This window comes from Microbacterium sp. SZ1, assembly GCF_002362255.1.
Taxonomy (GTDB): Bacteria; Actinomycetota; Actinomycetes; order Actinomycetales; family Microbacteriaceae; genus Microbacterium.
The window spans coordinates 71,017-95,676 of record NZ_LPVV01000002.1 but is presented as its reverse complement, the minus strand read 5'-3'; the positions used below and the strand labels follow the sequence as shown (position 1 = coordinate 95,676).

At 70.3% G+C, this 24,660-nt stretch carries 24 protein-coding genes and 2 pseudogenes; 8 read left to right on the top strand and 18 right to left on the bottom strand.

From position 1 onward, the window contains the following. Nucleotides 1-85: 85 nt before the first annotated feature. The gene (locus AUC47_RS01795; RefSeq protein ID WP_096713527.1) at nucleotides 86-895 is read right to left on the bottom strand and encodes an alpha/beta fold hydrolase; all 810 of its coding nucleotides are present in this window, start codon (nucleotides 893-895) and stop codon (nucleotides 86-88) included. Between the two features lie 124 nt (nucleotides 896-1,019). After that, the gene (locus AUC47_RS01790; protein ID WP_096713526.1) at nucleotides 1,020-2,489 is read right to left on the bottom strand and encodes a catalase; all 1,470 of its coding nucleotides are present in this window, start codon (nucleotides 2,487-2,489) and stop codon (nucleotides 1,020-1,022) included. Between AUC47_RS01790 and AUC47_RS16990 the strand changes: the two are divergent. Continuing rightward, nucleotides 2,488-2,763 (top strand): annotated as a pseudogene (locus AUC47_RS16990) (hypothetical protein); the annotation flags it as partial. The gene AUC47_RS01790 and the pseudogene AUC47_RS16990 sit on opposite strands and share 2 nt — an antisense overlap. Here the strand turns inward: AUC47_RS16990 and AUC47_RS01785 are convergent. Further along, a pseudogene (locus AUC47_RS01785) lies at nucleotides 2,683-2,976 on the bottom strand (Fur family transcriptional regulator); the annotation flags it as partial. The pseudogenes AUC47_RS16990 and AUC47_RS01785 sit on opposite strands and share 81 nt — an antisense overlap. A gap of 98 nt (nucleotides 2,977-3,074) precedes the next feature. On the opposite strand from AUC47_RS01785, the gene AUC47_RS01780 reads away from it, so the two are divergent. Both AUC47_RS01780 and AUC47_RS01775 read left to right on the top strand, forming a co-directional pair. Next, nucleotides 3,075-3,746 (top strand): hypothetical protein, encoded by a 672-nt coding sequence (locus tag AUC47_RS01780; protein WP_096713524.1) that lies wholly within the window; start codon nucleotides 3,075-3,077, stop codon nucleotides 3,744-3,746. A gap of 20 nt (nucleotides 3,747-3,766) precedes the next feature. Continuing rightward, nucleotides 3,767-4,294, top strand: coding sequence for a hypothetical protein (locus AUC47_RS01775; RefSeq protein WP_143740683.1), 528 nt, complete (start codon nucleotides 3,767-3,769; stop codon nucleotides 4,292-4,294). Nucleotides 4,295-4,310: 16 nt separating this feature from the next. On the opposite strand, the gene AUC47_RS01770 is transcribed toward AUC47_RS01775, so the two are convergent. The 10 genes from AUC47_RS01770 to cycA form a co-directional block, all read right to left on the bottom strand. Beyond that, a complete protein-coding gene (locus AUC47_RS01770) occupies nucleotides 4,311-5,270 on the bottom strand; it encodes a squalene cyclase (RefSeq protein WP_096713614.1) in 960 nt (319 codons plus the stop codon). A 57-nt stretch (nucleotides 5,271-5,327) separates the two neighbouring features. Then, nucleotides 5,328-5,984, bottom strand: a complete 657-nt coding sequence (locus tag AUC47_RS01765; RefSeq protein WP_256999399.1) for a histidine phosphatase family protein — start codon at nucleotides 5,982-5,984, stop codon at nucleotides 5,328-5,330. A gap of 182 nt (nucleotides 5,985-6,166) precedes the next feature. After that, nucleotides 6,167-8,206 (bottom strand): hypothetical protein, encoded by a 2,040-nt coding sequence (locus tag AUC47_RS01760; protein ID WP_096713522.1) that lies wholly within the window; start codon nucleotides 8,204-8,206, stop codon nucleotides 6,167-6,169. Then, nucleotides 8,203-9,180, bottom strand: a complete 978-nt coding sequence (locus tag AUC47_RS01755; RefSeq protein ID WP_096713521.1) for a glycoside hydrolase family 130 protein — start codon at nucleotides 9,178-9,180, stop codon at nucleotides 8,203-8,205. The genes AUC47_RS01760 and AUC47_RS01755 overlap by 4 nt, the downstream gene beginning before the upstream one ends. Before the next feature lie 29 nt (nucleotides 9,181-9,209). Next, complete coding sequence (locus tag AUC47_RS01750) at nucleotides 9,210-10,052, bottom strand: carbohydrate ABC transporter permease (RefSeq protein WP_096713520.1); 843 nt, start codon at nucleotides 10,050-10,052, stop codon at nucleotides 9,210-9,212. Further along, complete coding sequence (locus tag AUC47_RS01745) at nucleotides 10,049-11,011, bottom strand: carbohydrate ABC transporter permease (RefSeq protein ID WP_256999398.1); 963 nt, start codon at nucleotides 11,009-11,011, stop codon at nucleotides 10,049-10,051. Before AUC47_RS01745 ends, AUC47_RS01750 begins: the two co-directional genes overlap by 4 nt. A 10-nt stretch (nucleotides 11,012-11,021) precedes the next feature. Then, nucleotides 11,022-12,287: an extracellular solute-binding protein gene (locus AUC47_RS01740; protein WP_096713519.1), complete on the bottom strand. Its 1,266-nt coding sequence runs from the start codon at nucleotides 12,285-12,287 to the stop codon at nucleotides 11,022-11,024. Nucleotides 12,288-12,339: 52 nt separating this feature from the next. Beyond that, nucleotides 12,340-13,332 carry a LacI family DNA-binding transcriptional regulator gene (locus tag AUC47_RS01735; RefSeq protein WP_096713518.1) on the bottom strand — a complete coding sequence of 331 codons (993 nt, stop codon included), beginning with the start codon at nucleotides 13,330-13,332 and terminating at the stop codon, nucleotides 12,340-12,342. A 330-nt stretch (nucleotides 13,333-13,662) separates the two neighbouring features. Further along, a complete protein-coding gene (locus AUC47_RS01730; RefSeq protein ID WP_096713517.1) occupies nucleotides 13,663-14,592 on the bottom strand; it encodes a J domain-containing protein in 930 nt (309 codons plus the stop codon). Between the two features lie 182 nt (nucleotides 14,593-14,774). Continuing rightward, nucleotides 14,775-16,235, bottom strand: coding sequence for a D-serine/D-alanine/glycine transporter (gene cycA / locus AUC47_RS01725; RefSeq protein WP_096713516.1), 1,461 nt, complete (start codon nucleotides 16,233-16,235; stop codon nucleotides 14,775-14,777). 103 nt (nucleotides 16,236-16,338) lie between these two features. Between cycA and AUC47_RS01720 the strand changes: the two genes are divergently transcribed. Both AUC47_RS01720 and AUC47_RS01715 read left to right on the top strand, forming a co-directional pair. Then, nucleotides 16,339-17,817, top strand: a complete 1,479-nt coding sequence (locus AUC47_RS01720; RefSeq protein ID WP_096713515.1) for an MATE family efflux transporter — start codon at nucleotides 16,339-16,341, stop codon at nucleotides 17,815-17,817. 145 nt (nucleotides 17,818-17,962) lie between these two features. Further along, complete coding sequence (locus tag AUC47_RS01715) at nucleotides 17,963-18,328, top strand: hypothetical protein (protein ID WP_143740682.1); 366 nt, start codon at nucleotides 17,963-17,965, stop codon at nucleotides 18,326-18,328. 13 nt (nucleotides 18,329-18,341) lie between these two features. Here AUC47_RS01715 and AUC47_RS01710 read toward each other — a convergent pair whose 3' ends face one another. Beyond that, nucleotides 18,342-18,818 carry an acyl-CoA thioesterase gene (locus AUC47_RS01710; RefSeq protein ID WP_096713513.1) on the bottom strand — a complete coding sequence of 159 codons (477 nt, stop codon included), beginning with the start codon at nucleotides 18,816-18,818 and terminating at the stop codon, nucleotides 18,342-18,344. Nucleotides 18,819-18,852: 34 nt separating this feature from the next. Beyond that, entirely contained in the window at nucleotides 18,853-19,434 is a 582-nt protein-coding gene (locus AUC47_RS01705) for a hypothetical protein (RefSeq protein ID WP_096713512.1), read from the bottom strand. A gap of 107 nt (nucleotides 19,435-19,541) precedes the next feature. Here AUC47_RS01705 and AUC47_RS01700 point away from each other — a divergent pair, with 107 nt between their 5' ends. Both AUC47_RS01700 and AUC47_RS01695 read left to right on the top strand, forming a co-directional pair. Further along, entirely contained in the window at nucleotides 19,542-20,156 is a 615-nt protein-coding gene (locus AUC47_RS01700) for a ClpP family protease (RefSeq protein ID WP_096713511.1), read from the top strand. Next, nucleotides 20,153-20,746 carry a ClpP family protease gene (locus AUC47_RS01695; protein ID WP_096713510.1) on the top strand — a complete coding sequence of 198 codons (594 nt, stop codon included), beginning with the start codon at nucleotides 20,153-20,155 and terminating at the stop codon, nucleotides 20,744-20,746. Before AUC47_RS01700 ends, AUC47_RS01695 begins: the two co-directional genes overlap by 4 nt. A gap of 6 nt (nucleotides 20,747-20,752) precedes the next feature. Here the strand turns inward: AUC47_RS01695 and AUC47_RS01690 are convergent, their stop codons facing one another. Both AUC47_RS01690 and AUC47_RS01685 read right to left on the bottom strand, forming a co-directional pair. Further along, complete coding sequence (locus AUC47_RS01690) at nucleotides 20,753-21,091, bottom strand: helix-turn-helix domain-containing protein (protein WP_096713509.1); 339 nt, start codon at nucleotides 21,089-21,091, stop codon at nucleotides 20,753-20,755. 531 nt (nucleotides 21,092-21,622) lie between these two features. Next, nucleotides 21,623-22,957 carry a right-handed parallel beta-helix repeat-containing protein gene (locus AUC47_RS01685; RefSeq protein WP_096713508.1) on the bottom strand — a complete coding sequence of 445 codons (1,335 nt, stop codon included), beginning with the start codon at nucleotides 22,955-22,957 and terminating at the stop codon, nucleotides 21,623-21,625. A gap of 36 nt (nucleotides 22,958-22,993) precedes the next feature. On the opposite strand from AUC47_RS01685, the gene AUC47_RS01680 reads away from it, so the two are divergent. After that, nucleotides 22,994-24,157 (top strand): Dyp-type peroxidase, encoded by a 1,164-nt coding sequence (locus AUC47_RS01680; RefSeq protein WP_096713507.1) that lies wholly within the window; start codon nucleotides 22,994-22,996, stop codon nucleotides 24,155-24,157. Nucleotides 24,158-24,437: 280 nt separating this feature from the next. On the opposite strand, the gene AUC47_RS01675 is transcribed toward AUC47_RS01680, so the two are convergent. Further along, the gene (locus AUC47_RS01675; protein WP_096713506.1) at nucleotides 24,438-24,620 is read right to left on the bottom strand and encodes a hypothetical protein; all 183 of its coding nucleotides are present in this window, start codon (nucleotides 24,618-24,620) and stop codon (nucleotides 24,438-24,440) included. Nucleotides 24,621-24,660: the final 40 nt, after the last annotated feature.

Genomic DNA, 24,660 nt, shown 5'->3' with positions numbered 1-24,660 from the left:
ACAGCTGGCGTGTCGGCCCCCGTTGTGTGCGCGTTCGGGTGCGGGGTCCGGCTCGGGGGCGAGGTCGGGCGAGGAGGCGCCGGGGTCACCCCTCGGCGAGGAAGGCCAGCGCCGCCTCCTTGAACGCCCGCGATCCGGGGGCGTTGAAGTGGTTGCGGTCGGGGATCTCGAAGAACCGACCCTGCGGTGCGGCCTCCGCGAGCGCGCGAGAGCCCTCGATGATCGCGTCCTTCGACCCCGTCGCGAACAGGATCGGCGACGCGGGCGCGTTCGAGGGGTCCGGGTCGATCGTGCGCGATGAACGCAGCCCCTCCGCGAGCGCCACGAGCGCCCGCAGGTCGTTGCCAGGCACGCGCTCGGTCAGCGCGATGTAGTTCTGGGTGGTCGGATCGCCCACCGGCACCCCGTCTTCGAGATACGCGCGCACCTGGGCGAGATCAAGACGGGCGAGGGGGATGCCGTCGGGCACACCGCCCAGCACGGCCCGGCCGATGCGCTGCGGCAGATCGCGCACGACTTCCCACCCGACCCGGGCGCCGAGCGAGTACCCGACGTAGAACGCCTCATCGACGAGGTACGCGTCCATCACCGACTCGACGTCCGTGGCGAGGGTGCGGATGCCGTACGCATCCGCCTGATGCGGCTTCTCGCTGAGCCCGTGGCCGCGCTGGTCGAGCGCGAGCACTCGGTACCCGGCCTGCGTCAGCTGCCGCACCCAGCCCGTGAGCACCCAGGTGTCGCGAGCGCTCGACGCGAATCCGTGCACGATCACCACGACCGGGGCGTCGAGCTCTCCCCAGGTGTAGGTCGCGAGGCGGGTGCCGTCGGCCGCGTAGACCTGCTGCGGCGCGGGCATGCTGTTCAGATCGGAGAGGGGAACGGCCACGGCATCCATTCTCCTCCCGTCCGCCTCGCCCCGAGACGCCGAAACCCACCGGTCCCGCCGAGACCCACCCTCCCGCACGGTGCGGGCGGTGGGTCTCGACGGTCGCGGTGGGCCTCGACGGAACGGGGATGCGTCAGACGGCGCGGCGCAGAGCCTCGCCCAGTGCGGCGTCGACGTTCGTCCAGTACTGGAAGAAGCGCTCGCGGATCGCGTCGACCGTGAGACCGCGGCCCTGACCCGTGAGGGTCTCGAGGAAGCGGGCGCGCTGCTCGTCGTCGAAGACCGTGCGGTACAGGGTTCCGGCCTGACCGAAGTCGTCGTCGTCGAGGTGCAGGGTCGCGGCGGAGCGGATCAGCTCGCCGTCGGACTCCCAGCTCGCCTCGACGCCGGCCAGCGGGTCGGCGGCGGGGCCACCCGCGGGACCGTACGAGTTCGGCGTGTACACGCGGTGCTCGGCCGGGTTGAAGTGGTACTGCATGTTGCCCTCGTGCATGTAGTTGCGCACCTCGGCCGCGTGCGGCTGGTTCACGGGCAGCTGGTTGTAGTTCGTGCCGACGCGGTGACGCTGGGCGTCGGGGTACGCGAAGACGCGGGCCATCAGCATCTTGTCGGGCGAGATGCCGGTGCCGGGCACCTGGTTGCCGGGCGAGAACGCCGCCTGCTCGATCTCGGCGAAGAAGTTCTGCGGGTTGCGGTTCAGCGTGAACGTGCCGACCTTGATGCGCGGGTAGTCCTTCTTCGACCAGGTCTTCGTCAGGTCGAACGGGTTGAAGCGGTAGGCCTTGGCCTCCTCGTACGGCATGATCTGCACGTAGACGTCCCACGAGGGGTGCTCGCCGCGGGTGATCGCGTCGAACAGGTCGCGACGGTAGTAGTCGGCATCCGATCCCGCGAGCTGCTCGGCCTCGGCCGCGCCCATCGCCTCGACGCCCTGGTTCGACAGGAAGTGGTACTGCACCCAGAAGCGCTCGCCCTGGGCGTTGACCCACTGGTACGTGTGTGAGCCGTAGCCGTTCATGTGGCGCCAGCTGCGCGGCAGACCGCGGTCGCCCATCAGGTACGTGACCTGGTGGGCCGACTCGGGCGAGAGGGTCCAGAAGTCCCACTGCATGTCGGCATTCCGCAGGCCCGAGTCGCCGAGGCGCTTCTGCGAGTGGATGAAGTCCGGGAACTTCATCGCGTCGCGGATGAAGAAGGTGGGGGTGTTGTTGCCGACGATGTCGAGGTTGCCCTCGGTCGTGTAGAAGCGCAGCGAGAAGCCGCGCACGTCGCGCCAGGTGTCGGGCGAGCCCTGCTCACCGGCGACCGACGAGAAGCGCAGCAGCGTCTCGCTGGTGGCGCCCGGCTGGAACACGGCCGCGCGGGTGTACGCCGACACGTCCTCGGTGACGACGAACTCGCCGAACGCGCCGCCGCCCTTGGCGTGCGGGTTGCGCTCCGGCACGCGCTCGCGGTTGAACGAGGCGAGCTTCTCGACCAGGTAGCGGTCGTGCAGAACCGTGGGGCCGTCGGCGCCGACGGTGAGGGAGTGCGCGTCGCTGGCGACCGGCGTGCCCGTCTGCGTGGTGGTCGCGGGCAGGGGCGTGGTGGATGGGTCGGTCATGATCTTCTCCTTCTGCGCGTGGGCGCGACGAGTGCACCCGGGGTTCCGGGGGCGTCGACGGACACGCCTACGCGGCGTTCTGGCAACTGGGGCAGAGGCCCCAGAAGGTGACTTCGGCTGTCTGGACGGTGAATCCCCCGGCCGAAGACGGGGTGAGGCACGGCGCTTCGCCGACCACGCAGTCCACATCGCCGATCGCACCGCAGCCGGTGCAGACGATGTGGTGGTGGTTGTCGCCGATGCGCCGTTCGTAGAGCGCCGCGGATCCTGCCGGTTCGATCCGGCGGAGCAGGCCCGCCGTCGTCAGGTCCGCGAGGATGTTGTGCACCGACTGGATCGACGTCGTCGGCAGCACCTCGGAGACTGCGCGGAACACGCGCTCCGCATCCGTGTGGGCCATGGATTCCATCGCCTCGAGAACGGCGACGCGGCCCGCGGTCGCCCTCAGACCGGCGTCGTGAAGCGCCGACTCGAGTGTGGTTTCCATGGCCCCGACACTACACGTTATTTTGAATGATTCAAAAGAACGGCGTGTCGTATGCCGGGATGCTGCGGCGCGAGCCGCCCTGCTAAGGTGCCTCGTACATGAGCCGATCGAAGCGCACACGCACGGAGCGCACCGGTGTCCTCCTCGCCGTCGCCTCGGTGCTCGCCGGTGGCGTGGCCTGGGTCCTCTTCGGTGGCGCGGCCTTCGCACTCGTCAGGGAGCAGCTGCACCTCAGCTGCAGCATGGGTGCGCCGGGGAGCGAAGGCGCCGACACGTGGACGTGCGCCGACGGCATCGGCTACCTGGGAGTCGCCGTGATCCTGGGCCTCATGTGGTTCGTCGCGGTCGTGGTCGGCGGCCTCGTCGCCCTGCTCGTGAGGAGCGATGGTGCCGCCAGGGCGTGCCTGGTGGTGCTCGCCGCGGCATCCGTCGCCTGGATCCTCGGCTGGACCCGATACGGCTCAGCGACCCTGGTCGGCGACGAGTACGCGCCGATGAGCGGCGTCGCGTACTGGAACCAGGCTGTCGGGCCGGCGGCGGTGGCGGCGATCACCGGAGTCGTCGTCGGCGCCGCGAGCGCGGCGATGACGGGGCGAGCGTCCTGGATCCTCGGGATCGCCGCGCCGGTCGCGCTGGTCGTGTCGGTCGTGTTGCAGCCCGGCCTGATCGTCTGCCTGGCGCCGGCGACGGGACTGCTCGCAGCGGCAGCCGCGCGCGGATCCGATCCGACCGTCCGCTCGCTCGGAACGAGAGGGCTTGCGCTCTCCTGAGGCCTCCGTAGCGTGGAGGCATGGACGGGAGACGGATGGCGACGGTCGGGCTGGTTCTCGCGGCGACGGTGGGGGTGGTCGGCTGCACGCCGGCGGATGCTGAGCGCGACCCGTCCCCTGCCCCATCGGCGTCCGCCACGGTAACGACCTCACCCGAACCCACGCCGGATCCCGCGGCGGCGAAGAAGCTCCCCATCCTCGTCGACGAGATCCCCGACTGGGCGGAGACCGTCGTACCGGGATCGGACACCGACGGGTACGTCGGCTCACTGTCCGGGTGGCTCAGCGAGCCGTCGTCCGCCCACTACAGGTCGCAGTTCTCGTCGCTCGAGCCCGGCACCTACCAGGCACAGATCGCCTGCCGAGGCGACGGCACGATCGCGGCATCCGGGGGCGATCTGGATGCCGAGCCCTCACCGAACCCGACGCAGTGCACGAACGCGACGATCGCGTTCGACATCACGACGACGAGCACGGGCCTGAAGGTCGACCTGGACCTGCAGGGCGACCCGTCGATCTTCGCGGTGTCCGTGCGACGCGTGGCCTGACCGCGGCGGACGACCGCTAGCCGCGATCAGCCCAGGCGAGCACGCGCGCGCCGATCAGCGTCAGCCAGCGCGAGGGCTCGCCCTCGGGCGCATCGACGTCGAACCAGGTGCGCCCGCGCAGGGGAGCGCCCTGCAGCCAGGTCCCGTCGGGCTGGCGGGCGGAGCGGACGAGCTCTACGGCATCCGCGATCCGCTCGTCCGGTGGGATGCCGTCGACCACCGCCGCCTCACGGAAGTGGTCGAGCGCGGTGAGCGCGCTGTACCGATACCGCGGCGGGTACACGAAGTGATCGACGAAGTCGCCGACCCGCTCGCCGGTCGACTCCCGGTACAGCAGCCGACGGCGCAGCAGGTACTCCTCGCCCGAATGTCGGGCCTCGCGCAGAGACGTGTCGCCGGTGTAGCGCTCGTACGACAGCATCCCGCGCACCGCGTTCAGCGTGGAGTGGAACGACGACCGCACCGAGTCGCCCTCCTCGGCCTCGCAGTTCCAGCCGCCGTCCGCCAGTCGGTGTTCGGGGAACCACGCCACGAGCCGCGAGACGTCGGCGCCGAGCCAGGCGCCGTTCGCGAGCGTGAAGGCGTTGATGCAGACGTCGACCTCGCCGCCCCAGAAGGGCATGTCGTCGTACTCCCAGCGGCAGTTCCGGTCGAGGCGCTCCGCGGTGTCGCCGAGCGCGGCGGCATCGACGCCCCACTCGCGCAGCTGATTCAGCGACCAGGAGGTCGCGACCCACGGCTGGTCCGGTTCGGCCGGGCCGCCGGTCTCGAAGAAGCCGGCGGGGAAGTGTGCGCCGCCGGCCCACTGCCCATCGGCATCCTGCTTCGCCAGCAGTGCGGCTCCGAACCCCTCCGTCGCCACCCGCGCCCGGGTCGCCTGCCACACGGCATCCGGCGCGCGGAGCAGGTCGCGCTCGACCTGCCAGCGCACCGCCGGATCTCCGTCGAGCAGCCACCTCGTCGTCTCCGTCGACATCGTCGTCATGACGGGCAGGCTACTCCGGCCCTGCGACATCACGTACCGGGTTCCGCGTCAGGACTCCGACGGCGCGAGGGGCAGCTCGAGCCCGTAGTTCCAGGAGAGGATGGCCGGCTGCTCGCGATAGAAGCTCAGCACCGAGACCGACCCGGCGTTGAGCGAGATCTGCGCGCCGAAGCGCGGAGCGAGCCGCAGGTACACGGCGGTGAGGATGCGGAGGAAGTGGCCGTGCGCGACCAGGGCGACGTCGCCCTCCGCGAGCACGGGCAGCACGCGCGTGAGCACGCGGGATGCCCGCGCGGCGACCTCCTCGACGGTCTCGCCCGGCGTCTCTCCGCGCACGACGCCGTGCGTGAAGGCGCTCCAGTCGTAGCCGAGCTCGGCCCGGATGTCCTTGGTCGTGCGGCCCTCGTAGCCGCCGTAGTCCCACTCGACGAGCAGCGGATCCACCTCGGCGCGCAGACCGGCGAGCTCGGCCGTGCGGCGGGCTCGCTCCAGGGGAGACGCGAGCACGAGGGAGAAGTCGTAGTCGGCCACGAGTCGCCCTGCGCCGCGGGCGAGGTCCTCGCCGCGAGGGGTCAGCGGAATGTCGGTGAGCCCGGTGTGCTTCCCCGCCTTCGACCACTCGGTCTCGCCGTGCCGCAGCAGCACGAGCTTGCCGGTCGGGTTGTCGGGAGCGGGGCGGTCGGGCAGCGGGTCGTTGGTGAACACATCGCCAGGGTACGCGCCGACCTCGCCCCTCGCCGCCGGCCCACCCCCGGCCGCGCCGCCGCCCCCCCGCGCCCGCCGCCGACCCCCCCTTTCCGCGCGAGCCACCCCCTTGCGAGCGGTGCGCAAAGGGGTGGATCAGGCGGAAAGGGGTGGGTCGGCGAGAGGAAGAAGGAGGATGCCGCTCAGCGCGTCACCGTGAAGCCGCCGCCGCGCACCCGCACCTTCCCGCCGCCGACGGCCTGCCCGCGCTGTGAGCCGTCGGCCTCGTACGCCCGACCCGAGCCCGGGGCGAGGGCGGCGACGCGCTGGTCGCGACCCGTGCCCTCGGCGTACAGCACCGCCGAGCCGGACGTCGTCGCGTACACCGCCGTCGCCACGGCCGGCTGGATCACGAGCGCGTCGAGCCGCACATCGCCGCGGCTCGTGCACCGCACGACCACCGCGTCGGCCGGGAGATCGCCGAGGCGCTGCGGCACCAGCATCCCGTCGGCCTCCGTGAGGCCGCGGTCGCCCGTGCCGCCGGCCGGAGTGCGGGTGCTCCACAGCCTCTTGCGGCCGCGGTACACCTCCCACACCGCATCCCCGGCATCGGCGGCCTGCCGCCAGATCAGAGCGTGCAGGATGCCGCCGGCCTCCGTCACGTCGAACTCCACCGTCTCGCCGGCCGGCACTCGCACGAACGCGCCGCCCGAGAGGTTGCCCTCGCCGGTCCACGCGCCGCCAGCCGGCCGCTCCACCACGCACCCCGCCGACAGCCGCGCACTCTCCGCCTCGAGCACTCGCAGCCCCGAGAACGAGCGCAGTCCGGTGATCGAGGTCGCGAGGGCCGCGACGTCGGGGTTCGCGTCGAGCAGCAGCATCGTGAGCAGGCCGTGAATGGTCGACTCGGCGCCGGAGTTGCGGTTGATGCGCCCGTCGGTCTCGACGCCGTCGAACGTGACGCCGGTCTCAGGGTCGTACACAGGCTGACCGGCCGTGTTCGCGCCGAAGAACCAGCCGGCGACGAGACCCGCGATCAGGCGCAGTCCCTCGCCGCCACCGGCCGCCGCGGCAGCGAGCGCACCGGCCACGCGACCGTGGGCGCCGTACGCGATCTGCGCTTCGGCGGGCAACGGCGCCCACGCGTTGTGCGGGCCGCCCGAGGCGAGCACCTGCGGCGTGAACGTGCCGGCATCCGCCACCGACGCCTGAACCCAGTCCCGTCGACGCAGTAGCGCCCCGGCACGACCGAGCGCCTCCGGCGCCGCCGCACCCCACGCGTGCCAGAAGCCGAGCGATCCGGTCCACGGCAGCACGGCGCCGAACGGCCACCCGCCGCGCGGATCCGTCGCCATCGCCGCCACGGCCTCGCCGTACGTCGCGAGCGCGTCTCGACTGCGCCGGTCGCCGGCCTCGGCGGCGGCCGCGAGCCCGAGCATGGCCTCGGCCGTGGCATCCGCTCCTCCGGCGATCAGCCAGGCGGGCAGGTCGCGGCCGTCGCTGCGCACGAACTGCCCAGCGCGCGACAGCGACTCGCGACCCAGCGCGTCGAGGCACAGGTGCAGGCGCTCGAGCAGGAAGGCCGCGAACGCGGCATCCTCCGCGGCGAAGGCGGCGTACCCCTCGCCGAATGCCCAGACGGAGCGGGCCAGCCAGTAGGACTCCGCGGAGTCCGACGGGTCGGGCAACTCCACAGGGATCGCGCTCGGATTCAGCGTGCCGTCCTCCTGCTGCCAGAGCACGACGCGGCCCGCGTTCGGTCCCGAGACCGTCTGGAGGAACGCCAGGGATCGCATCACGTCCCGCGCCTCATCACGGCTCTGCGTGTCGCCGGAAGCCTTCCAGTCGCGCAGGAACACGACGGCCGCACGCGCGATGTCGTCGGCGTTGTAGGCGCCCTGCGTCCAGTACCCCGTCACGGCGTCTCGCGTGCCGCCGCCCACCGGTCGATATCCGCCCGCGCCGTCGGTGTCGGCGTAGGTCCACGGCGCCCTCACGGTCGGCGCGGTCTCGATGCCGAACGTCGTGTGCGTGGCGCTCGCCGCGACCGGCACCTCCGCGAGCAGGAACCGCAGGTGCGCGAGGTTCGTGAGCCGCTGTCCCCGCGCCGCCTCGGCGGGCGCGTGCAGCGGCAGGGCGGATGCCGAAGACGCCGCCGCGGCATCCGGACGCCCGGTCGGCAGCAGCACGAGCGCCGAGCTCGCCGCCGCGGCGGTCAGGAAGGCGCGACGCGAGATCGTCATGACTCCTCCCTCAGCGCCCGGCCCCACGGCTCGGACGGGTCGTGGATCGCGACCGCGAGCGTCGTGTCGGACTGGCCGTAGTACGCGAACCACTTCCCATGGAACTTCACCAGACCCTCGACGAACGTGACGTTCGACACGAGTCCGTTCAGATCCTCGAACGTCTGCGGGCGCAGCCACGGTTCCTGCAGTCGCCCGAGCACTTTCGTCGGCTGATCGGGGTCGATCGCGATCTGGCCGCAGCGGTAGTCGACGTCGACCGTGCCGTCGTCGTGCACGGTGCGCGTCGCGCCGTTCGTGAGCATCACGAGCAGGCCGTTGTCGGTGACGACGGGCGAAGTGCCGATCTCGACGAGCGCCTCGTCCCAGGTGCCGGGCGTCGGCGAGTACATCGGCTCGGTGTCGGGCGTGCCGGGCGTCCAGTGGATGAGGTCGTCGCTCGTCGCCCAGTAGATGCCGCCCTCGCCGAAGTACATCCACCACTTCCCGTGCATCTTCCGGGGGACGATGACCCCGGCCTTCGACCAGTTGAACCCCCGCGGGTCCATGGTCTTGAAGGTGTCGAAGTCGTCGAAGAGGGGGCCGTGCTTGGTCCAGGTGCGCAGGTCGGTTGAGGTCGCCAGGCACAGCTGCGCGCTGCGGCGGTCCCACCCCGTGTACGTGAGGTAGTAGGTGCCGTCGATGAGCGCGATGCGCGGGTCCTCACAGCCGTAGCGCTCGTAGTCCTCCGACGGCGACAGGATCGGCGCGTCCTCGCGGGTGAAGTTCACTCCGTCGCTCGACCGCGCGATGCCGATGTGCGACACGATGTCGTCGGCGTGCGCGCGGTACAGCAGCACGACCTCGTCGCCGTCGACGAGAGCGGCCGGGTTGTACAGGTTCGCCGACTCCCAGCTGTCTCCCTTCGGACGCAGGATCGGGTTGCCCTCGTAGGGGGTGAACGGACCGAGGGGGAAGGATGCTCCGGTGAACATGGGTGTCCTTTCTGGCGGGTCGGCGGGCGTCAGCCCTTGACCGCCGCGCCGAGGTCGGTGGCGGTGAAATAGCGCTGGAAGACGATGAACAGGATCACGACGGGGAACGCCAGAGCCGTCGCCCCGGCGAGGATCGCCCCGTTCGGGTTCGCCGTCGACTGCGCGACGTTGGAGATGTAGTTGGCGAGCGACACCGCGAGCGGCTGCAGTGCGGCATCCTTCGTGATGAGGAACGGCCAGAGGAATTCGTTCCAGGGGCCGATGAACGTGACGAGCACGACTGTCACGAGAGCCGGGCGGATCAGCGGGATCGCGACCGAGGTCAGCAGCCGGATCTCGCCGGCCCCGTCGATGCGGGCGGCCTCGAAGATCTCCGCGGGCAGCGCCTTGAAGAACTGCACGAAGATGAACACCGCCGTGGTGTTGATGAGGAACGGCAGGATCATGCCGAGATACGAGTCGCCGAGGCCGTAGTTGCGCGTGATCTGCACGTAGAGCGGGATCATCAGCAGCTGGAACGGCACCATCTGCACGAGCAGCATGAGCACCCAGACGACGCCGCGCCCGCGGAAGTCCAGGCGGGCGATCGCGTACCCGGCGAGCAGCCCGAACACGACGGTCCCGAGCAGCACGCCCAGCGTGAAGATGAGCGAGTTGACGAGCGATCCGACGAGGTCGATCCGTGAGTCGATCGCGACGAAGTTGTCGACCGTCCAGCCGCTCGTGGGCAGCAGCTCGCTCGGCGAGTTCGTCGGGCTCTCCTGGAACGCCCCGACCAGCATGAAGTAGAACGGGAACGCGAATCCGATCGCCGCGGCCATCAGCAGGATGATGCTGAGGATGCGGGGCAGTGAACGTCGGCGGGTCATCATCGCTCCCTCGTCGCGCGGTTGGCCAAGAGCGACAGCATGCCGACGAGGATCACGAGGATCATGCCGATCGCCGCCGCGGTGTCGGGGTTCTGCTGCTGGATGCCCAGCTGGTAGATCAGCAGCACCGGGGTCGTCGACGCACCGTCGGGTCCGCCGCCGTTCGTGAGCAGGTACGGCTCGGTGAAGAGGTTCGCACCGGTGATGATCGACAGGATCAGCACCAGCGTCGTCGCGCTGCGCACCCCGGGCACCGTGACATTCCAGAACCGGGCGAAGGCCCCGGCGCCGTCTGTCTCGGCCGATTCGTACAGCTCCTTGGGCACGTTCTGCAGCGCCGCCAGGTAGAGCAGTATGTAGAAGCCGAGCTGCTTCCACGTCACGTAGAACGCGATCATCGGCATCGCCAGCCCGCTGTTCACGAGCCACGAGGGGTCGGGGGCGAGCGGCCCGAGGATCGTGTTGATCAGGCCGTTGCCCGAGAACAGCAGCATCCACACGCCGACGAGCGAGACGCTCGCCGTGAGGTACGGCACGTAGAACGCGACACGGTAGGCGGCTGCCCAGCGGATGCCGGTGTTCAGCGCCGCCGCGAGCACGAGCGACAGCACGGCGGTGAGCGGCACGTTGATGACGAGGAAGATGAGGGTGTTGCGGAACGCGCCGAGCACCCGCGGGTCGGTGAGCACGGTGACGAAGTTGTCGAATCCGACGAACGGACGCTCGACCACCGCGCCCGGTGCGGTGAAGAAGTAGTCGTGGAAGGCGATGTAGACCGCGAAGCCGAGGGGGAACGCGAAGATCGCCAGCACGAACACGAGATACGGCAGCGCGAACAGGCCGCCGATCGGCTGCGCACCGAGCCAGCGGGTGCGCAGCGATCTCGATGACCGGGCCGGGGGCGCGGCCGGGGCGTCTGGTGCCCCGGCCACGTCCGCGACCGCGTCGTCTCGGAGAGTCATGACTCTGTCGTCACTCGGCGACGAGATCGTCGACCTTCGCGGCGGCGTTCTTCAGGAAGTCGTCGATCGACTCCTTGCCGAAGATCACCGCCGACGAGTACTCGTCACGGAACGCCTGCCACGCCTCGACCGAGTTCGGGATGCTGGGCACGTCCGCGGTGTTCTCGGCCTGCTCGGCGAATGCCACGTAGTTCGGGTTCGCGTCGAAGTAGTCCGCGTAGGTGCCGGTCAGGTCGGTGCGCATGGGCATCTGGCCGGTCGCCTCGAGCAACTGTCCGTCGCTCTCCTCACTCGTGGAGAACTTCAGGAACTCCCATGCGGTGCCCTGGTTCTCGCAGGCCGTGAACATCGACACGCTCTTCGAGTCGGCGAACGTCGTCGGGTTCTCGCGACCGTCGCTGGTCGGCACGGGCATGAAGCCCACGTCGACCGTGTCGGCGTACGACGGGATGGCCCAGGGCCCGGCGAGCTGCATGGCCGTGGTGCCGGCCGACATCGCGTCGTCGGTCGACGCCTCGTTCGGAGAGAGCTTCTCCTGGTAGAACGTCGACCAGAAGTCGGACACCGTGCGGCCGGCATCCGAGTCGAACGTGGCCTTGCCGTCTTCGACGAGCATCGTGCCGTCGGTCTCGGCGAGATACAGCGGATAGAAGTCGAACCAAGGCTGGTAGAACTCGCTGGTCGGCGCCGGCCAGATCGCACTCTGCACGCCCGAGGCGACGATCTTCTTGGAGCCCTCGATGAACGCGTCGTACGTGTTCATCTGCGGGTTCTCGGGGTCGATGCCCGCGGCCTGGAACAGCGCCTTGTTGTACATGACCATCACGGGGTTGGACTTCCACGGGACCTGGTAGTACGCGCCGTCGGTGGAGTAGGAGTCGACCTCTCCGCCGCGCTCGGTGATGTAGTCGTCGGCGCCGTCGATCTCGCTGAGGTTCACGAGTCCGCCCTGCTTGACCCAGCCCGACACCGCGGCGGGTGCGACGTTGTAGACGAGGCACGGGGCGGTGCCGGCGGTGATCGCGGCCGTGATGGCCTCCTCCGACGACGAGCCGGCCGGGATCTCCTGCGCGGTGACCTTCTCGTCGGGGTGCTCGGCGTTCCAGGCGTCGACGACCGACTGGCCCCACTCGACCTCCTGCTCGTTGTTCGAGAGCCAGATCTTGATCGGACCGGTGCCGTCGGCGGAGCCGCCTCCGCCGCCTCCGCCCGCCGAGCAGCCGGTGACGACGAGTGCGGTGACGCCCAGCAGTGCTGCTGCACGGATCTTCTTCATGGTGTCCTCCTTGACGCGATGTGTTCGGGTGGTGCTGATGGCTTCGGGTGGGTCAGTCGCCGGTGCTCTCCCGGAAGTGCACGACGGTGCAGTCGACATCCTGGATTCGCGGCTCGGCGCCGAGGATGTCGGCCTGGAGCAGACGGGCGGCGGCGCGCCCGCGAGCGGCCGGGCCCGACGAGACGCTCGTCAGGGCGGGGGAGAGGTGGGCGGAGAGGTGGTCGTCGTCGAACCCCGAGATGGCGAGGTCGCGTGGCACGTTCAGCCCTCGCGACCGCGCGTACGAGAGACCGGCGATCGCCATGGTGTCGTTCGAGTACAGGATCGCGGTCGGCCGATCGGGCAGGGCGAGCAGCTCGGCGGTGCGCTCGCGACCGCTGGATGCCGTGAAGTCGCCTTCGCGCAGAAGGCTGTCGTCGCCGATCGCGGCGACGTAGGCGTCGGCCCGCACGCGGGAGTGCACGTAGTCGAGCGGACCCGAGACGTGCGCGATGCGAGTGTGTCCCGCGGCGCGCAGGTGGTCGATGATCTCGGTGACCGGCGCCGCGTCGTCGGTCCGCACGCACGAGAAGCGGGTCGGCCGCTCGTAGGCCCCGACGAGCACTGTCGGGATGCGGAGCTCCTCGAGCAGCGGGACGCGCCAGTCGTCGGTGCGCAGGTCGAGCAGCACGGCGCCGTCGGCGCGGCCGTGGCTCAGGGTGCGGTACGCGCGCTCCTCGGCATCCCGATCCGGCACCACCTGAAGCAGGAGCGCGGTCTCGGTCTCGGCGAGCACAGACTCGACGCCGGCGATGAACGCGGGGAAGAACGAGTCGTTCGCGATGACCTCGGGATCGCGGGCGAGGACCACGGCGACGGCGTTGGCGCGCTGTGTGGCGAGGGCTCGGGCGCTCTGGCTCGGCACCCACTGCAGCTTCTCGACCGCGGCGAGAACCTTCGCCCTCGTGTCGTCGGAGATGGGCCGCTTGCCGCTGAGGGCATGCGAGACGGTGGCCTTGGTGACGCCTGCCTCGCGGGCGACATCGGCGATGGTCGTGCGGCTCATGCCACCTCCTCGGGTCTGTGTCGCGGCTGTCGTGAACCGGTTTGACGAGTGTAAACCGGTTTGACGGCATCCGTCAACGCATCTTGTTCTCCCCCTCTTGCCTTCCCCCTCCTCTCCCCTTGCCTCCTCCGCCGGCCCACCCCCTTGTGCCCGAACCACCCCGTTCGGTGCGGCTCGTACAGGGGTGGCTCGACGTGAAAGGGGTGGCTCGACGTGAAGGGGGTGGCTCGACGGGCCGGGGGTGGTCCGCCGTGAAGGGGGTGGCTCGGCGGGTGGGGGAGGCGAGACTCGGGGCGAGCGCGAGCGGGCGAGTTGGGGGATGCCGCGGCGTCAGACGAACGTGACGGTCTGCTGCAGCCTCGTGCGGACGTCGAACAGCTCGTTGCCGCCGATCGCCCGGGCGCCGGGCACGCCCTGCCGCAGCACCATCGCGAGCGCGCTGCGCCGCACCACGACGACCGGCACACCGCGACTGGTGCCGAGCGGCGTGACCGCCTGCGCGAGGTCGTCGTCCGGCAGCACGATGATGGCTCCGCCGAACCTCACCTTCGCGGCCTTGGCGACCGCGCGCATCCGGGCCAGGGCGGCGGTGACGGGCGCCCTCGTGCCCAGGCTCGGGCCGGTGATCTCGCCGCGGCGGAAGCCCACGACGCCGCCGAAGTCCTCCGACATCACGCCGTACAGTCCCGACGGGCTCAGCACGACATGGTCGAGCTTGTCGTCGGGGTCAGGACTCGTCGCGACGTCGTGCCACACGGTGTACCCCATCCCGAGCGCGCTCACGGTGCGGGCCGTGGCCTCTTCGGCCAGGGCGTCGGCGAGCATGCGGCGCAGCTCGCGAGGCGCCGAGCGCACGAGCGCCGGGTCGTAGGGGTCGGGCACCTCGACGCCGAAGCCCGCCCACTCCCGGATCAGGGCCAGGTAGCGCTCGCGCCGCCATCCGCCGGGGTGCCCGTACGAGCGGGCCTTCGGCCGGGTGTCGGTGCGGGTCGCGGCCTGCGGCCGCCATCCCGCCTCTGCCGAATCCGTCGGGATGCCGGGGTGCACGCCGCTGCGCCGATCGTAGGCCGCGCGCAGTTCGGGGGTGCCGACGAGCTCCCATGCGCGCTGCACCTGGATGAAGACCGCCGCGTCTCCGCCCGTGTCCGGATGGGTCTGCCGCAGTCTCAGGCGGTATGCGCGCCGGAGCTCCTCGTGCTCGACGTCGGGCTCCACGCCGAGGATCTCGTAGGCCGAGGCCGAGAGCGGACTGTCGAACATCGCTCTCCTTCCGCGACCGCGGCGTCCAGAATATCCGCCTGCCGCTGTGTGTCGGCCGCGCGCGGCATCCGTCGAGCGCACCCGCAGGTGGAAATCCCGGATGCAGGCCGGGAACGCCCATTCCGACCTGCATCCGTGTTCTCGACCTGCAGGTGGGCAGTGCCGTCCAGGTGGGCCCGGCCCTACTCCGCGGACTCCCGCAGGTACGCGATGTGCGCGGCGTGCCGCTCGAGGTGGTTCTGCGACTTCCGCACGAACAGCCACGCGACGATCAGCAGCGCGAACCAGATCGGCGTGACGAGCAGCGCGGTCAGGGTGTCGGGCTGTGTCGTGAGCGCCCAGAGGATGAAAGCGAAGAACGCGAGCACCACGAACACCATGAAGACGCCGCCCGGCATCCGGAATCCCGACGTCGCCGCCTTCTCCGGCCGGTTGCGACGGTAGGCGAGATAGCTGAACAGGAAGATCGTCCAGACGAACATGAAGCACACCGCCGAGACGGTCGTGACCATGTCGAACGCCGTGCCGATGTCGTCGCCCGCGTACAGGAGCACGACGCCCGACAGCAGCAGGATGCAGGAGAGGAAGAGCGCGTTCTGCGGCACCCGGCGCTTCGACAGCCGACCGAACAGACGGGGGGCGTCACCGTCCTGCGCGAGGCCGAACACCATGCGCGAGGTCGAGTAGATGCCCGAGTTCGCGCTCGACATGGCCGAGGTGAGCACGACGAGGTTCACGACCGTCGCGGCGATGCCGAGTCCGGCCAGGGCGAACATCGCGATGAAGGGGCTTTCACCTGCGACGTACTCGGTCCACGGCGTGACGGCCATGAGGATCACGAGCGCGCCGACGTAGAACAGCAGGATGCGGATCGGGATGGCGTTGATCGCCTTGGGGAGGTTCTTCTCCGGGTCCTTCGTCTCGGCGGCGGCGGTGCCGACGAGCTCGACGCCGACGAACGCGAAGACCGCGATCTGGAAGCCGGCGACGAAGCCCAGGAACCCGTGCGGGAACATGCCACCGTGGTTCCACAGGTTCGCGAAGCTCGCGGTGCCGGCCTCGTGCTGGAAACCCGTGACGATCATGACGAGCCCCGTGACGATGAGGGCAACGATCGCGACGATCTTGATGAGCGCGAACCAGAACTCCATCTCTCCGAAGGCGGCGACGGTGGGCAGGTTCAGCGCGAGCAGGATGACGACGACCAGCAGGCCGGGGATCCACAGCGGGATGCCGGGGAAGAGCGCGTCGGTGTACCCGGCGATCGCGATGACGTCGGCGACGCCCGTGACCACCCAGCAGAACCAGTAGGTCCAGCCCGTGAAGAAGCCGGCCCAGGGACCGAGCAGGTCGCTCGCGAAGTCGCTGAACGACTTGTACTTGAGGTTCGACAGCAGCAGTTCGCCCATCGCCCGCATGACGAAGAACAGCATGAATCCGATGATCATGTAGACGAAGATCACCGACGGGCCGGCGACCGAGATCGTCTTTCCGCTGCCCATGAACAGGCCCGTGCCGATGGCCCCGCCGATCGCGAGCAGCTGGATGTGGCGGTTGCTCAGCGCTCGCCGCAGGTGCTGCTCGTCGGACCCGGTCTGAGTGCCGACGCCGTCGTCGGATGCTGATCGCTTCGTGGTGCTCATCCCATAGACCGTAGTTGCCGATCGGGGATGGTGCTGGCCCGAATCGATTCGATAAAATGGTGGCTCCCCCGATCCGTCCCCCAGTCCTGCGAGCCGCTTCCCCATGGCCACCTCCCTCACCACGGGTCGCCCGTGGCGTGTCATCCTGTCGTTCTCGATCCCCTTGCTCATCGGCAACGTGGTGCAGCAGATGTACCAGTTCGCCGATGCCGTCGTCGTCGGACGCCAGCTCGGCGTGCAGTCCCTCGCGGCCGTCGGCGCGACCGGCAGCCTGCTGTTCCTGCTCATCGGCTTCGCCTGGGGCCTGACCAGCGGTTTCGCGATCCCGATCGCGCAGGCGTTCGGTGCCGGCGACGCTCCCGGCGTGCGGCGTTCCGTCGCGACGGGAGTCATCCTCACCGGCATCACGAGCGTGGTGCTGACGATCGTCGCGCCGCTCATCTCGCGCCCCGTGCTCGAGCTGCTGCAGACGCCCGCGGAGCTGCTGCCCGAGGCGACGATCTTCACGCAGATCAGCTTCCTCGGCGCGAGCGCGACGATGTTCTTCAACTACCTCTCGGCGATCATCCGCGCGATCGGAGACTCCCGTACGCCGCTCGTGTTCCTGACGGTGTCGTGCGCGCTGAACGTCGGGCTCGTGGTGCTCATGGTCGGACCCCTCGACTGGGGCGTCGGCGGTGCTGCGCTCGCGACCGTCGTGGCTCAGGCGGTCTCGGTGGCGCTGTGTCTCGAGTTCGTGCGGCGCCGGCTGCCGATGCTGCACCTGCGCGCCGTCGACTGGCGGGTCACGCGCGACGACGTCCGCGAGCACCTCCGCCTCGGTCTGCCGATGGGCTTCCAGGCGTCGATCATCGCGATCGGCACCCTGACCGTGCAGGTCGCGCTCAACACGCTCGGCTCCGACGCGGTCGCGGCGTACACCACGGCATCCCGCGTCGACGGCCTCGCCGTCGCGTTCCTCTCCTCGCTCGGTCTGGCCGCGTCGATGTATGCGGCGCAGAACCTCGGCGGCCGGCGGCCCGACCGCATCCGCCGCGGCGTGATCGAGGGCACGTGGATGGCGATCGGCGCGGGGCTCCTGCTCGGCGTCGTCATCATCGCCTTCGGCGCCCCGCTCGTGCGTCTGTTCGTCGGCCACGGGGTCGAAGCAGACGAGGTCGTCGACCTCGCCCACCTCATGCTCATCATCAACGGGTGCGGATACTGGGCGCTCGGCATCCTGTTCGTGCTCCGAGGAGCGCTGCAGGGGCTCGGCCACACGCTCGTCCCGACCGTCACCGGCGTGATCGAGCTCGTGATGCGCGTCGGCGCCGCCGTCGTGCTCGGAGCGCTGATCGGCTTCGAGGGTGTCGCGCTCAGCAATCCGCTCGCCTGGCTCGGCGCGATAGTGCTGCTCGTGCCCGCCTACATCCGCGCGCATCGCGACCTCGCGCACATGAAGGTCGACCCGGTCGAGGCGACCGAGACGTCGACCATGGCCATCGTCGGCCCCACCGACGGGTCGATGGTCGTGGATGCCGTCGTGACCCAGCCGATCCGCACCGTGCGCGGGTCGCGGTTCGGCTGGCTGACGCGTCGTTGAACGGCTCGTCAAGATTACGCAACATCATCCTGCAGATGGATGCTGCGACGGTGCCTCCTTCGTACTGTTGGTAGTGCGGAGGGTCCGCTGACGGGGGGTCGTCATGACGTCATCGAGGGTTGCGAGCGATCTGGCATCGATTCTGGTGCCGATCGGCATAGTGGGGGCCGTGCTGGCCGGGTTGTGCGCGCTCGTCGCGGCGATCGCCATCACGCGCGGAGCGGCCGGTCTGGCCGGCGGCGCGGTCGGGGTCTGGATCCCCGCCGCGGTGCTGAGCCTGGCCGCGTCGTTCGCGAATCAGTGGACGCCGGTCATCGTCTCGGGTGCGCTGCTGGTCGGTCTGCTCGTGATCGGAGCGGTGGTGCGCGGCATCGTCAACGCCGGGGAGCCTGCGCGGTCGACCGCGCGCGCTGCGCGCGTCGCGGCGGTGGTCGCCGCTGCACCCTCATCCGCCGCCCCGGCCACGACGGCGCCTCCCGCAACCGGCACGATTCCGGCACTCGCCCGCTGACGCGTCACACGCATCAGTGCTTCGGCAGCGCGACCGTTCCGGTGGTGAGCCGCTCCGTCGGCATCCGGTCACGGTTGTAGGTGATGTCGCGGTAGCCGTGCGGGGTGGGGCGGCCGTTCTCGTCGAGGCTGACGAACACGATCTTCTCGATCGTCAGGATGCGCTTGCGCGTGATCATGTTGCGGGCCACTGCGCGCATCGTGAGCGAGGTGATGCCGAAGTGCGTCGCCTGCAGTCCGAGTTCGATGAGGTCCCCCTGCACGGCCGAGGCCTCGAAGGTGATCTCGGAGATGTGCTTCGTCACCGCGCGGTAGTTGCCGAGCTGCACGATCGCGTAGATCGCGGCCTCCTCGTCGATCCACTTCAGCAGGCTCCCGCCGAAGAGCGATCCGTTGGCGTTCAGGTCCTCGGGACGTACCCACTTGCGGGTGCGGAAGTTGATGCCGTCCTCCGACCACTGCCACTCGGGTGTCTGTTGCTGCGTGTCCATGGCTCGAGGGTAGGAGGCTCGTGAGTCGGCGATGTTACGCGCGTGCGAAGGATCTCCGCGCCCGCCCGACCTCGTCGGCGACGTCCTGCTCGAAGGGAAGCAGCGACCACGGGATGCAGGCGTCGGCTGACACGTTCATCGCGCCGACGTCGTAGGTGTCCGGCTCCAACTCATGACGGAGATAATCCAGCAGATCCGCGCCGTAGAAGACCACGTCGGTCTGCCGGACCGAGAACACGGGAGCACCCGGCCCGGCCGGGGCGGCAGGCATGTACCGATGGGCGAACAGGGGCACCAGCGTCGGCCACTGTCCGACCCGCTCGGTCTCGATCGCTCTGCGCGCGTCGGCGCTCGAAGGTCTGACACCCCAGCCGGCAGGCCAGAACACGTCGTCCTCGACATCGAGCAACACGCCGTCGCGCGGCCAGTCGAGCCGGGATCGGATGCTGTCGGAGCTGTCTCTCGTCCAGTGCAGCCACCGTTCGCCCGCGGGTTGAGCGCGCGCGAGCAGGCGCCGGTGGTCGGGACTGAACACGAAACCCACCGTCGTGCACGACACCCATGATGCAGGAGATCGCACGATGTGCAGGAGCAGGAGCGACGAATGCTCCTGCATTGCGAGAGATCTCCTGCAGTGCATGCGACGGGGAGCCTCTGCTCACGGCGGATCCGCCCCCGGCGGATTCTCTCGCGGCCCGCGCACGGGCGACGGATGCTGGGGGCATGAGCGAAGACAACCCCATCCCGCAGTTCGGGCCGGAGGCCCGCCGCGCGCTGTTCCACGAGCGGGTGCTCGTGCTCGACGGCGCGCTCGACGACGACAACGGCACGCTGCTCATGACGCAGCTGCTGACCCTGTCGGTCGAGGATCCGACCACCGACATCGCCCTGTGGATCCACTCCCCGGGTGGTTCGGTGCCCGCCATGCTCGCCATCCGCGACCTCATGACCCTGATCCCGAACGACGTCTCGACCCTCGCGCTCGGGCTCGCCTGCAGCGCCGGCCAATTCCTCCTCTCCGCCGGGGCGAAAGGCAAGCGCCGGGCACTCCCGCACGCCCGCATCCTCATGCACCAGGGGTCGGCGGGCATCGGCGGATCCGCGGTCGAGATCGAGACCCAGGCCGGCGACCTCCGCCACATGCGTGACACCGTGCTCGGCCTCATCGCCGAGGACACGGGCCAGCCGCCCGAGCGCATCTTCGAGGACTCGCTGCACGACCGCTGGTACACCGCGCAGCAGGCTCAGGACTACGGCTTCATCGACGGCATCCTCGACTCGGTCGCCGAGATCATGCCGCGCCGTCGGGCGCGGGTCGGGCTGGGGGCGGGGTCATGAGCAGCTACACGATCCCGAACGTCATCGCGCAGCATCCGCGGGGCGAGCGCGTCATGGACGTGTACTCGCACCTGCTCGCGGAGCGCGTGATCTACCTCGGCACGGGCATCGACGCGGGGGTCGCGAACGCGCTCATCGCGCAGCTGCTGCACCTCGACGCCGACAGTCCGGAGTCGGCCGTGCAGTTCTACATCAACAGCGAGGGCGGCGATCCCGGCGCGGCGCTGGCGATCTACGACACGATGCAGCACATCCGCCCGGCTATCGCGACGACGTGCGTCGGGCAGGCCATCGGCCCGGCGGCGCTGCTGGTCGCCGCGGGCGCGGCGGGGCAGCGGTCCGCGCTGACGCACGCGCGCATCGTGCTGCATCAGCCGGCCGGACAGTCACGCGGTGCGATCCCCGACCTGATCCTCGCGGCTGACGAGGTCGTGCGGGTGCGCTCCGATATGGAGTCGACCCTCGCCAGGCACTCCGGTCGCACCGTCGAAGAGCTGCGAGCCGACACCGACCGCGACCGCGTGTTCACGGCATCCGCCGCCCTCGACTACGGTCTCATCGACACGGTGCTGGGGGAGCGGGCGGTCTGAGCCGGGTCAGGCCGCGAGGGCGAACGCGCCGCGGGAGGCGGATACGGCAGCGGATGCCAGAGCAGCCGTCGTCCGCAGCTCGTCGGCCACTGCGCTCGTGAGTTCGATCAGGGAGGCGTCGAGCGCGCCGGCGATCGCGGCGATCATCTCACTCGACGGTTCCTTGAGTCCGCGTTCGACCTCCGAGAGGTACTGCGGTGAGACGCCGGCGCGGTCTGCGGTCTCGGTGAGCGTCTCCTCGCGGTCGTGTCGTCGGCGCCGCAGCTGATCGCCGAGCAGGTGGCGCCACAGCGGTTCGGGGGCGGTGGATCGGGGTGCTCGGGGGAACGGGACGATGTCGGCCATGACTCACGGTACGACGAGCGCGAGCCGGGGGCCGAGCGGTTCTGCTCAGAGCAGAACGCGGTTCGCCGACCGTCGGATGCCGAGCGTTCACCATCTTCGGCCGTGAGTGTAAACGCCTGCTTGCTACGTTTCTGCCCGCCGGAGCCACGCCGAACTGGTCGACGCCGGTTGCCACTGCAAAGGGGAGCACGGTGAGCGGAGAGCGCGACGTGGGGTACGTCTCGTTCTCCGTTCCCTCCCCGTGAACATCGCGCGAGGAACCCGCATGACGATCGATGACGACGCTTCGCTCACGAGGAGGAGCCGTCCGGCATTCGCGCACGCCCGCCGCCCGCAGACCTCGGGTCAGCCGCGCCTCCGGGGGTGCAGCTGATCTCCGAGACCAGCCGGCATCCCGGCCCCTCGAACACGACGGGATGCCCGGGTGCGAGAGCCTTCGACGCCCCCTCCCTCAGGGGGCAGAGGCACGGCCTCGGCCTCGCACGGATGGGGACGGATCTCTCCCGTTCCGTCCCCATCCACGGGGTCGCCTCACCAGCGGATCGCGGAGACCTCGGCGAGCAGATCGGGCGACGGGATGCCGACGCTCGCCACGTCGATCTGCGGGACGTCTTCTGCGCCCTTCCACCGCTGCAGCGGAGCGTCGACCAGGCCCAGATCGGGCTGCGTGGGGGGAGCAGCGACCTCGGAGAACGGGATGCCGGCCGGCCCCGCTTCCGAGTCGAACGCTGCGGTCGGGACGGGGCCCGGTGCGGAGCACGGAGACAGCGTCTGCAGATCGGTCGGGGCGGTGACGGCATCCCCGTTCCCCTCCCAGCAGTTCCCGGAACCCGGAGCGCGCGACGCCGGCGCGAAGACGAGGTCGGTGCCGTTCTCGCGCAGGGTGTTGCCGGTGACGCGGTTGTCCTCCGGGCCGAGATTTTCCGCGGACGTGACGACGACTCCCGCGGTCGGATTCGCCTCGATGAGGTTCGCGCTCACCTCGTTCTCGGTGCCCCCGGCGATGCCGACCCCGATTCCGAAGCCGCCCTCGGCCTGCTCGGGCGTTGCGACCTCGTCGTTCGCGGCGATGACGTTGCCGACCAGGGAGGCTCCGCGCTGCGGCACGTACGCCTCCTGGTGGTCCGAGGCGATGGTGGCTCCCACCCGATTGCCCACGAACCGGTTGCCGGTGACGACGAGCCCGCCGCCCGCGTTGGCGATCTCGAAGCCGACCGCGTTGCGCTCGGCGACGTTGCCGCTCACCACGATGCCGCACCGGTCGCACTGGCCCACGTAGATGCCGGAGTCCGCCCCGCCCGAGGCGTACGAGCCCGTGATGACGCCGTCGGCGGCGTTGAAAGCGTAGATGCCGTAGAGCCCGTTGTTCGAGGCCGTGACGTGGTCGATCCGGAATCCGTCGAGCAGCGGGAAGTCGTCGGTGTCGATCGTGCGGTAGCCGTCATGTCCGCCGACGGGGGTGCCGTCGTCGCTGCGCATCCCGGTGACCAGCACGCCGTTCTGCGTCGCGTTGCGCACGGTGAGGTTCTGCACCGTCACCCCCGGCGCCGAGACGACCACGCCGTTGCCTCGCCGCACCTCGCCGTCGATGACGACCTCGTTGCGCGCCTCCCCGCGCAGGGTGATGCCCGCCGTGTCGATCGCGACCGTCTCCCGGTACACCCCGGCGGCGACGAGCACGGTGTCGCCCTCGGCGGCGGCGTCGACGGCGTCGGTGATCGTCTCGTGATCCGCGGGTACGCGCAGCAGCGCGGGGGCCCTGTCGTCCTCCGTGGCGGACTCGGTCGCGGAGCACCCGCTCATCAGCAGCGTCGGCACGAGGACAGCGGAGACCAGAAGGGTCAGGGGGGCGACTCGGGCGCGCATCGCCCCAGCATAGGGAGCGCGCGGAGCGGGAGCAGTATGAAGCACCACCAGCATCGAGTCGAGCAGGACCGGCGTCCTCAGGGGCTGTCGCGACGGGCCCTTCTCGGTTCGGGAGGGGCGGCGGCGCTCGGCCTCGCTCTCTCCGGGGGAGGTGCGTCGGACGTATCGGCGGCCGTCTCCGGAATCGGCACCGAGCGAGTGGATGCCGCGGGCTCGCGGCAGGCCGGCATCGCCCGACCGCGCGTCGCCCAGCCGCATCTGCTGCTCGCGGTCTACGACCTGACCGGCGATCCCGCGGCCGTTCTCGCCGCCCTCGGTGCGCTGATCCTCGAGCTCGTCGAGGGGCGTGACCGCGCTCTCGTCGGCCTCGATCCCGGCGACCTGACGGTGACCGTGGGCGCCGGGCCGCGCCTCGTCGCGGCGGCGCGGAAGGATGCGCCCGGTGCCGAGGCGCTGCCGACGTTCCCGCGCGAGGAGATCGACGATCGACACCGCGGCGGAGACATCGTCGTGCAGGTCTGCGCCTCGGATCCGCTGCTGCTGCCGCTCGTCCTTCTCCGGCTCGCCGAGAAGACGCCCGCGCTGCGGGAGCGGTGGCGTCAGCGCGGGAGCCGCGGCACTGAGGAGCGCGTTCGTCGAGGACACTCCGCGCCCCGCAACCTCCTCGGTTTCGTGGACGGCATCGCGGTCCCCACGACGAAGGAGGAGTTCGCGGCATCCGTCTGGATCCCCGACGGGCCCGCCGCAGGAGGCACCGTCATGGTCGTCCGCCGGATGGAGATCGACGTCGCCGCGTTCCGGTCGCTGAGCGTCGCGGAACAGGAGGCGGCGATCGGGCGCCGCCGCGCGAGCGGTGCGCCCCTCTCGGGCGGGCGCATCGGCGACGACGTGAACCTCCAGGCCAAGTCCGCCGACGGCCGGTACCTGCTCCCGATCGACGCCCATGCTCGGCGAGCGCATCCGCGGCCGACCGGTGTACCGCTCATGATGCGCCGCTCGTACTCGATGGATGAGCCGCTGGGACTGCTCTTCATCAGCATGCAGTCGGAGCTGTCGACCTTCACGCGAACGCTGGAGCGGATGTCGGAGTCCGACGCCCTCCTCGCATTCACCCGCACCACGGCATCCGGATCCTTCCTGGTGCTGCCGGGATTCGACCGCGACCGCCCGCTCGGCTCGTCGCTGTTCGGAGTCGCGTGATGGTCGTTCTCCGTCGATCGACGAGACGTCGCAGCTGGGCGGTCGTCGGGCTGTGCGCAGCCCTGTTCGCGGCGATCCTCGCGACGATCGTCATCTCGGGTGCCGGAGCCCCGGAGCCCGCGCCGACTCCCGCCACCTCGGCCGGACCCCGAGCACTCTCCGCCGAAGAAGCCGAACGCCTCGCGATCTCGCGATTCCTGGCGTATCAGTCCGGCAGCACGCAGTTCCGCGCGGAGGTCGAGTCGGGTGGCGCACCCATCCAGCTGCAGGGACGGATCGATCACCGGGCGGGAGTCGGCATCGCCGCCGCCGAGCTCGACGGCGAGACTGCCGTCGTGAGCTGGACCGCCTCGACCTTCGTGGGCTGGGAGGGCACGACGGCGGGGTCCGGCATCCCCGCGGCGCCGCCCGCCGAACCCGGCGGAGCGCGGCCCCTCGACCCGTCGGCATCCGCGGTCGACACCGTGCTTCTCCTCGTGCTCAGCCTCGGCGCGGATCGACCG

What these genes read in the sequence shown, in the direction of transcription:
- AUC47_RS01750 (WP_096713520.1), bottom strand. Translation starts at nt 10,052, where the DNA reads ATGATGACCCGCCGACGTTCACTGCCCCGCATCCTCAGCATCATCCTG.
- AUC47_RS01710 (WP_096713513.1), bottom strand. Translation starts at nt 18,818, where the DNA reads ATGGACACGCAGCAACAGACACCCGAGTGGCAGTGGTCGGAGGACGGC.
- AUC47_RS01700 (WP_096713511.1), top strand. Translation starts at nt 19,542, where the DNA reads ATGAGCGAAGACAACCCCATCCCGCAGTTCGGGCCGGAGGCCCGCCGC.
- AUC47_RS01795 (WP_096713527.1), bottom strand. Translation starts at nt 895, where the DNA reads ATGGATGCCGTGGCCGTTCCCCTCTCCGATCTGAACAGCATGCCCGCG.
- AUC47_RS01770 (WP_096713614.1), bottom strand. Translation starts at nt 5,270, where the DNA reads ATGTCGACGGAGACGACGAGGTGGCTGCTCGACGGAGATCCGGCGGTG.
- AUC47_RS01685 (WP_096713508.1), bottom strand. Translation starts at nt 22,957, where the DNA reads ATGCGCGCCCGAGTCGCCCCCCTGACCCTTCTGGTCTCCGCTGTCCTC.
- AUC47_RS01780 (WP_096713524.1), top strand. Translation starts at nt 3,075, where the DNA reads ATGAGCCGATCGAAGCGCACACGCACGGAGCGCACCGGTGTCCTCCTC.
- AUC47_RS01755 (WP_096713521.1), bottom strand. Translation starts at nt 9,180, where the DNA reads ATGTTCACCGGAGCATCCTTCCCCCTCGGTCCGTTCACCCCCTACGAG.
- AUC47_RS01760 (WP_096713522.1), bottom strand. Translation starts at nt 8,206, where the DNA reads ATGACGATCTCGCGTCGCGCCTTCCTGACCGCCGCGGCGGCGAGCTCG.
- AUC47_RS01745 (WP_256999398.1), bottom strand. Translation starts at nt 11,011, where the DNA reads ATGACTCTCCGAGACGACGCGGTCGCGGACGTGGCCGGGGCACCAGAC.
- AUC47_RS01775 (WP_143740683.1), top strand. Translation starts at nt 3,767, where the DNA reads ATGGACGGGAGACGGATGGCGACGGTCGGGCTGGTTCTCGCGGCGACG.
- AUC47_RS01705 (WP_096713512.1), bottom strand. Translation starts at nt 19,434, where the DNA reads ATGCAGGAGCATTCGTCGCTCCTGCTCCTGCACATCGTGCGATCTCCT.
- AUC47_RS01690 (WP_096713509.1), bottom strand. Translation starts at nt 21,091, where the DNA reads ATGGCCGACATCGTCCCGTTCCCCCGAGCACCCCGATCCACCGCCCCC.
- AUC47_RS01720 (WP_096713515.1), top strand. Translation starts at nt 16,339, where the DNA reads ATGGCCACCTCCCTCACCACGGGTCGCCCGTGGCGTGTCATCCTGTCG.
- AUC47_RS01680 (WP_096713507.1), top strand. Translation starts at nt 22,994, where the DNA reads ATGAAGCACCACCAGCATCGAGTCGAGCAGGACCGGCGTCCTCAGGGG.
- AUC47_RS01735 (WP_096713518.1), bottom strand. Translation starts at nt 13,332, where the DNA reads ATGAGCCGCACGACCATCGCCGATGTCGCCCGCGAGGCAGGCGTCACC.
- AUC47_RS01740 (WP_096713519.1), bottom strand. Translation starts at nt 12,287, where the DNA reads ATGAAGAAGATCCGTGCAGCAGCACTGCTGGGCGTCACCGCACTCGTC.
- cycA (WP_096713516.1), bottom strand. Translation starts at nt 16,235, where the DNA reads ATGAGCACCACGAAGCGATCAGCATCCGACGACGGCGTCGGCACTCAG.
- AUC47_RS01790 (WP_096713526.1), bottom strand. Translation starts at nt 2,489, where the DNA reads ATGACCGACCCATCCACCACGCCCCTGCCCGCGACCACCACGCAGACG.
- AUC47_RS01730 (WP_096713517.1), bottom strand. Translation starts at nt 14,592, where the DNA reads ATGTTCGACAGTCCGCTCTCGGCCTCGGCCTACGAGATCCTCGGCGTG.
- AUC47_RS01695 (WP_096713510.1), top strand. Translation starts at nt 20,153, where the DNA reads ATGAGCAGCTACACGATCCCGAACGTCATCGCGCAGCATCCGCGGGGC.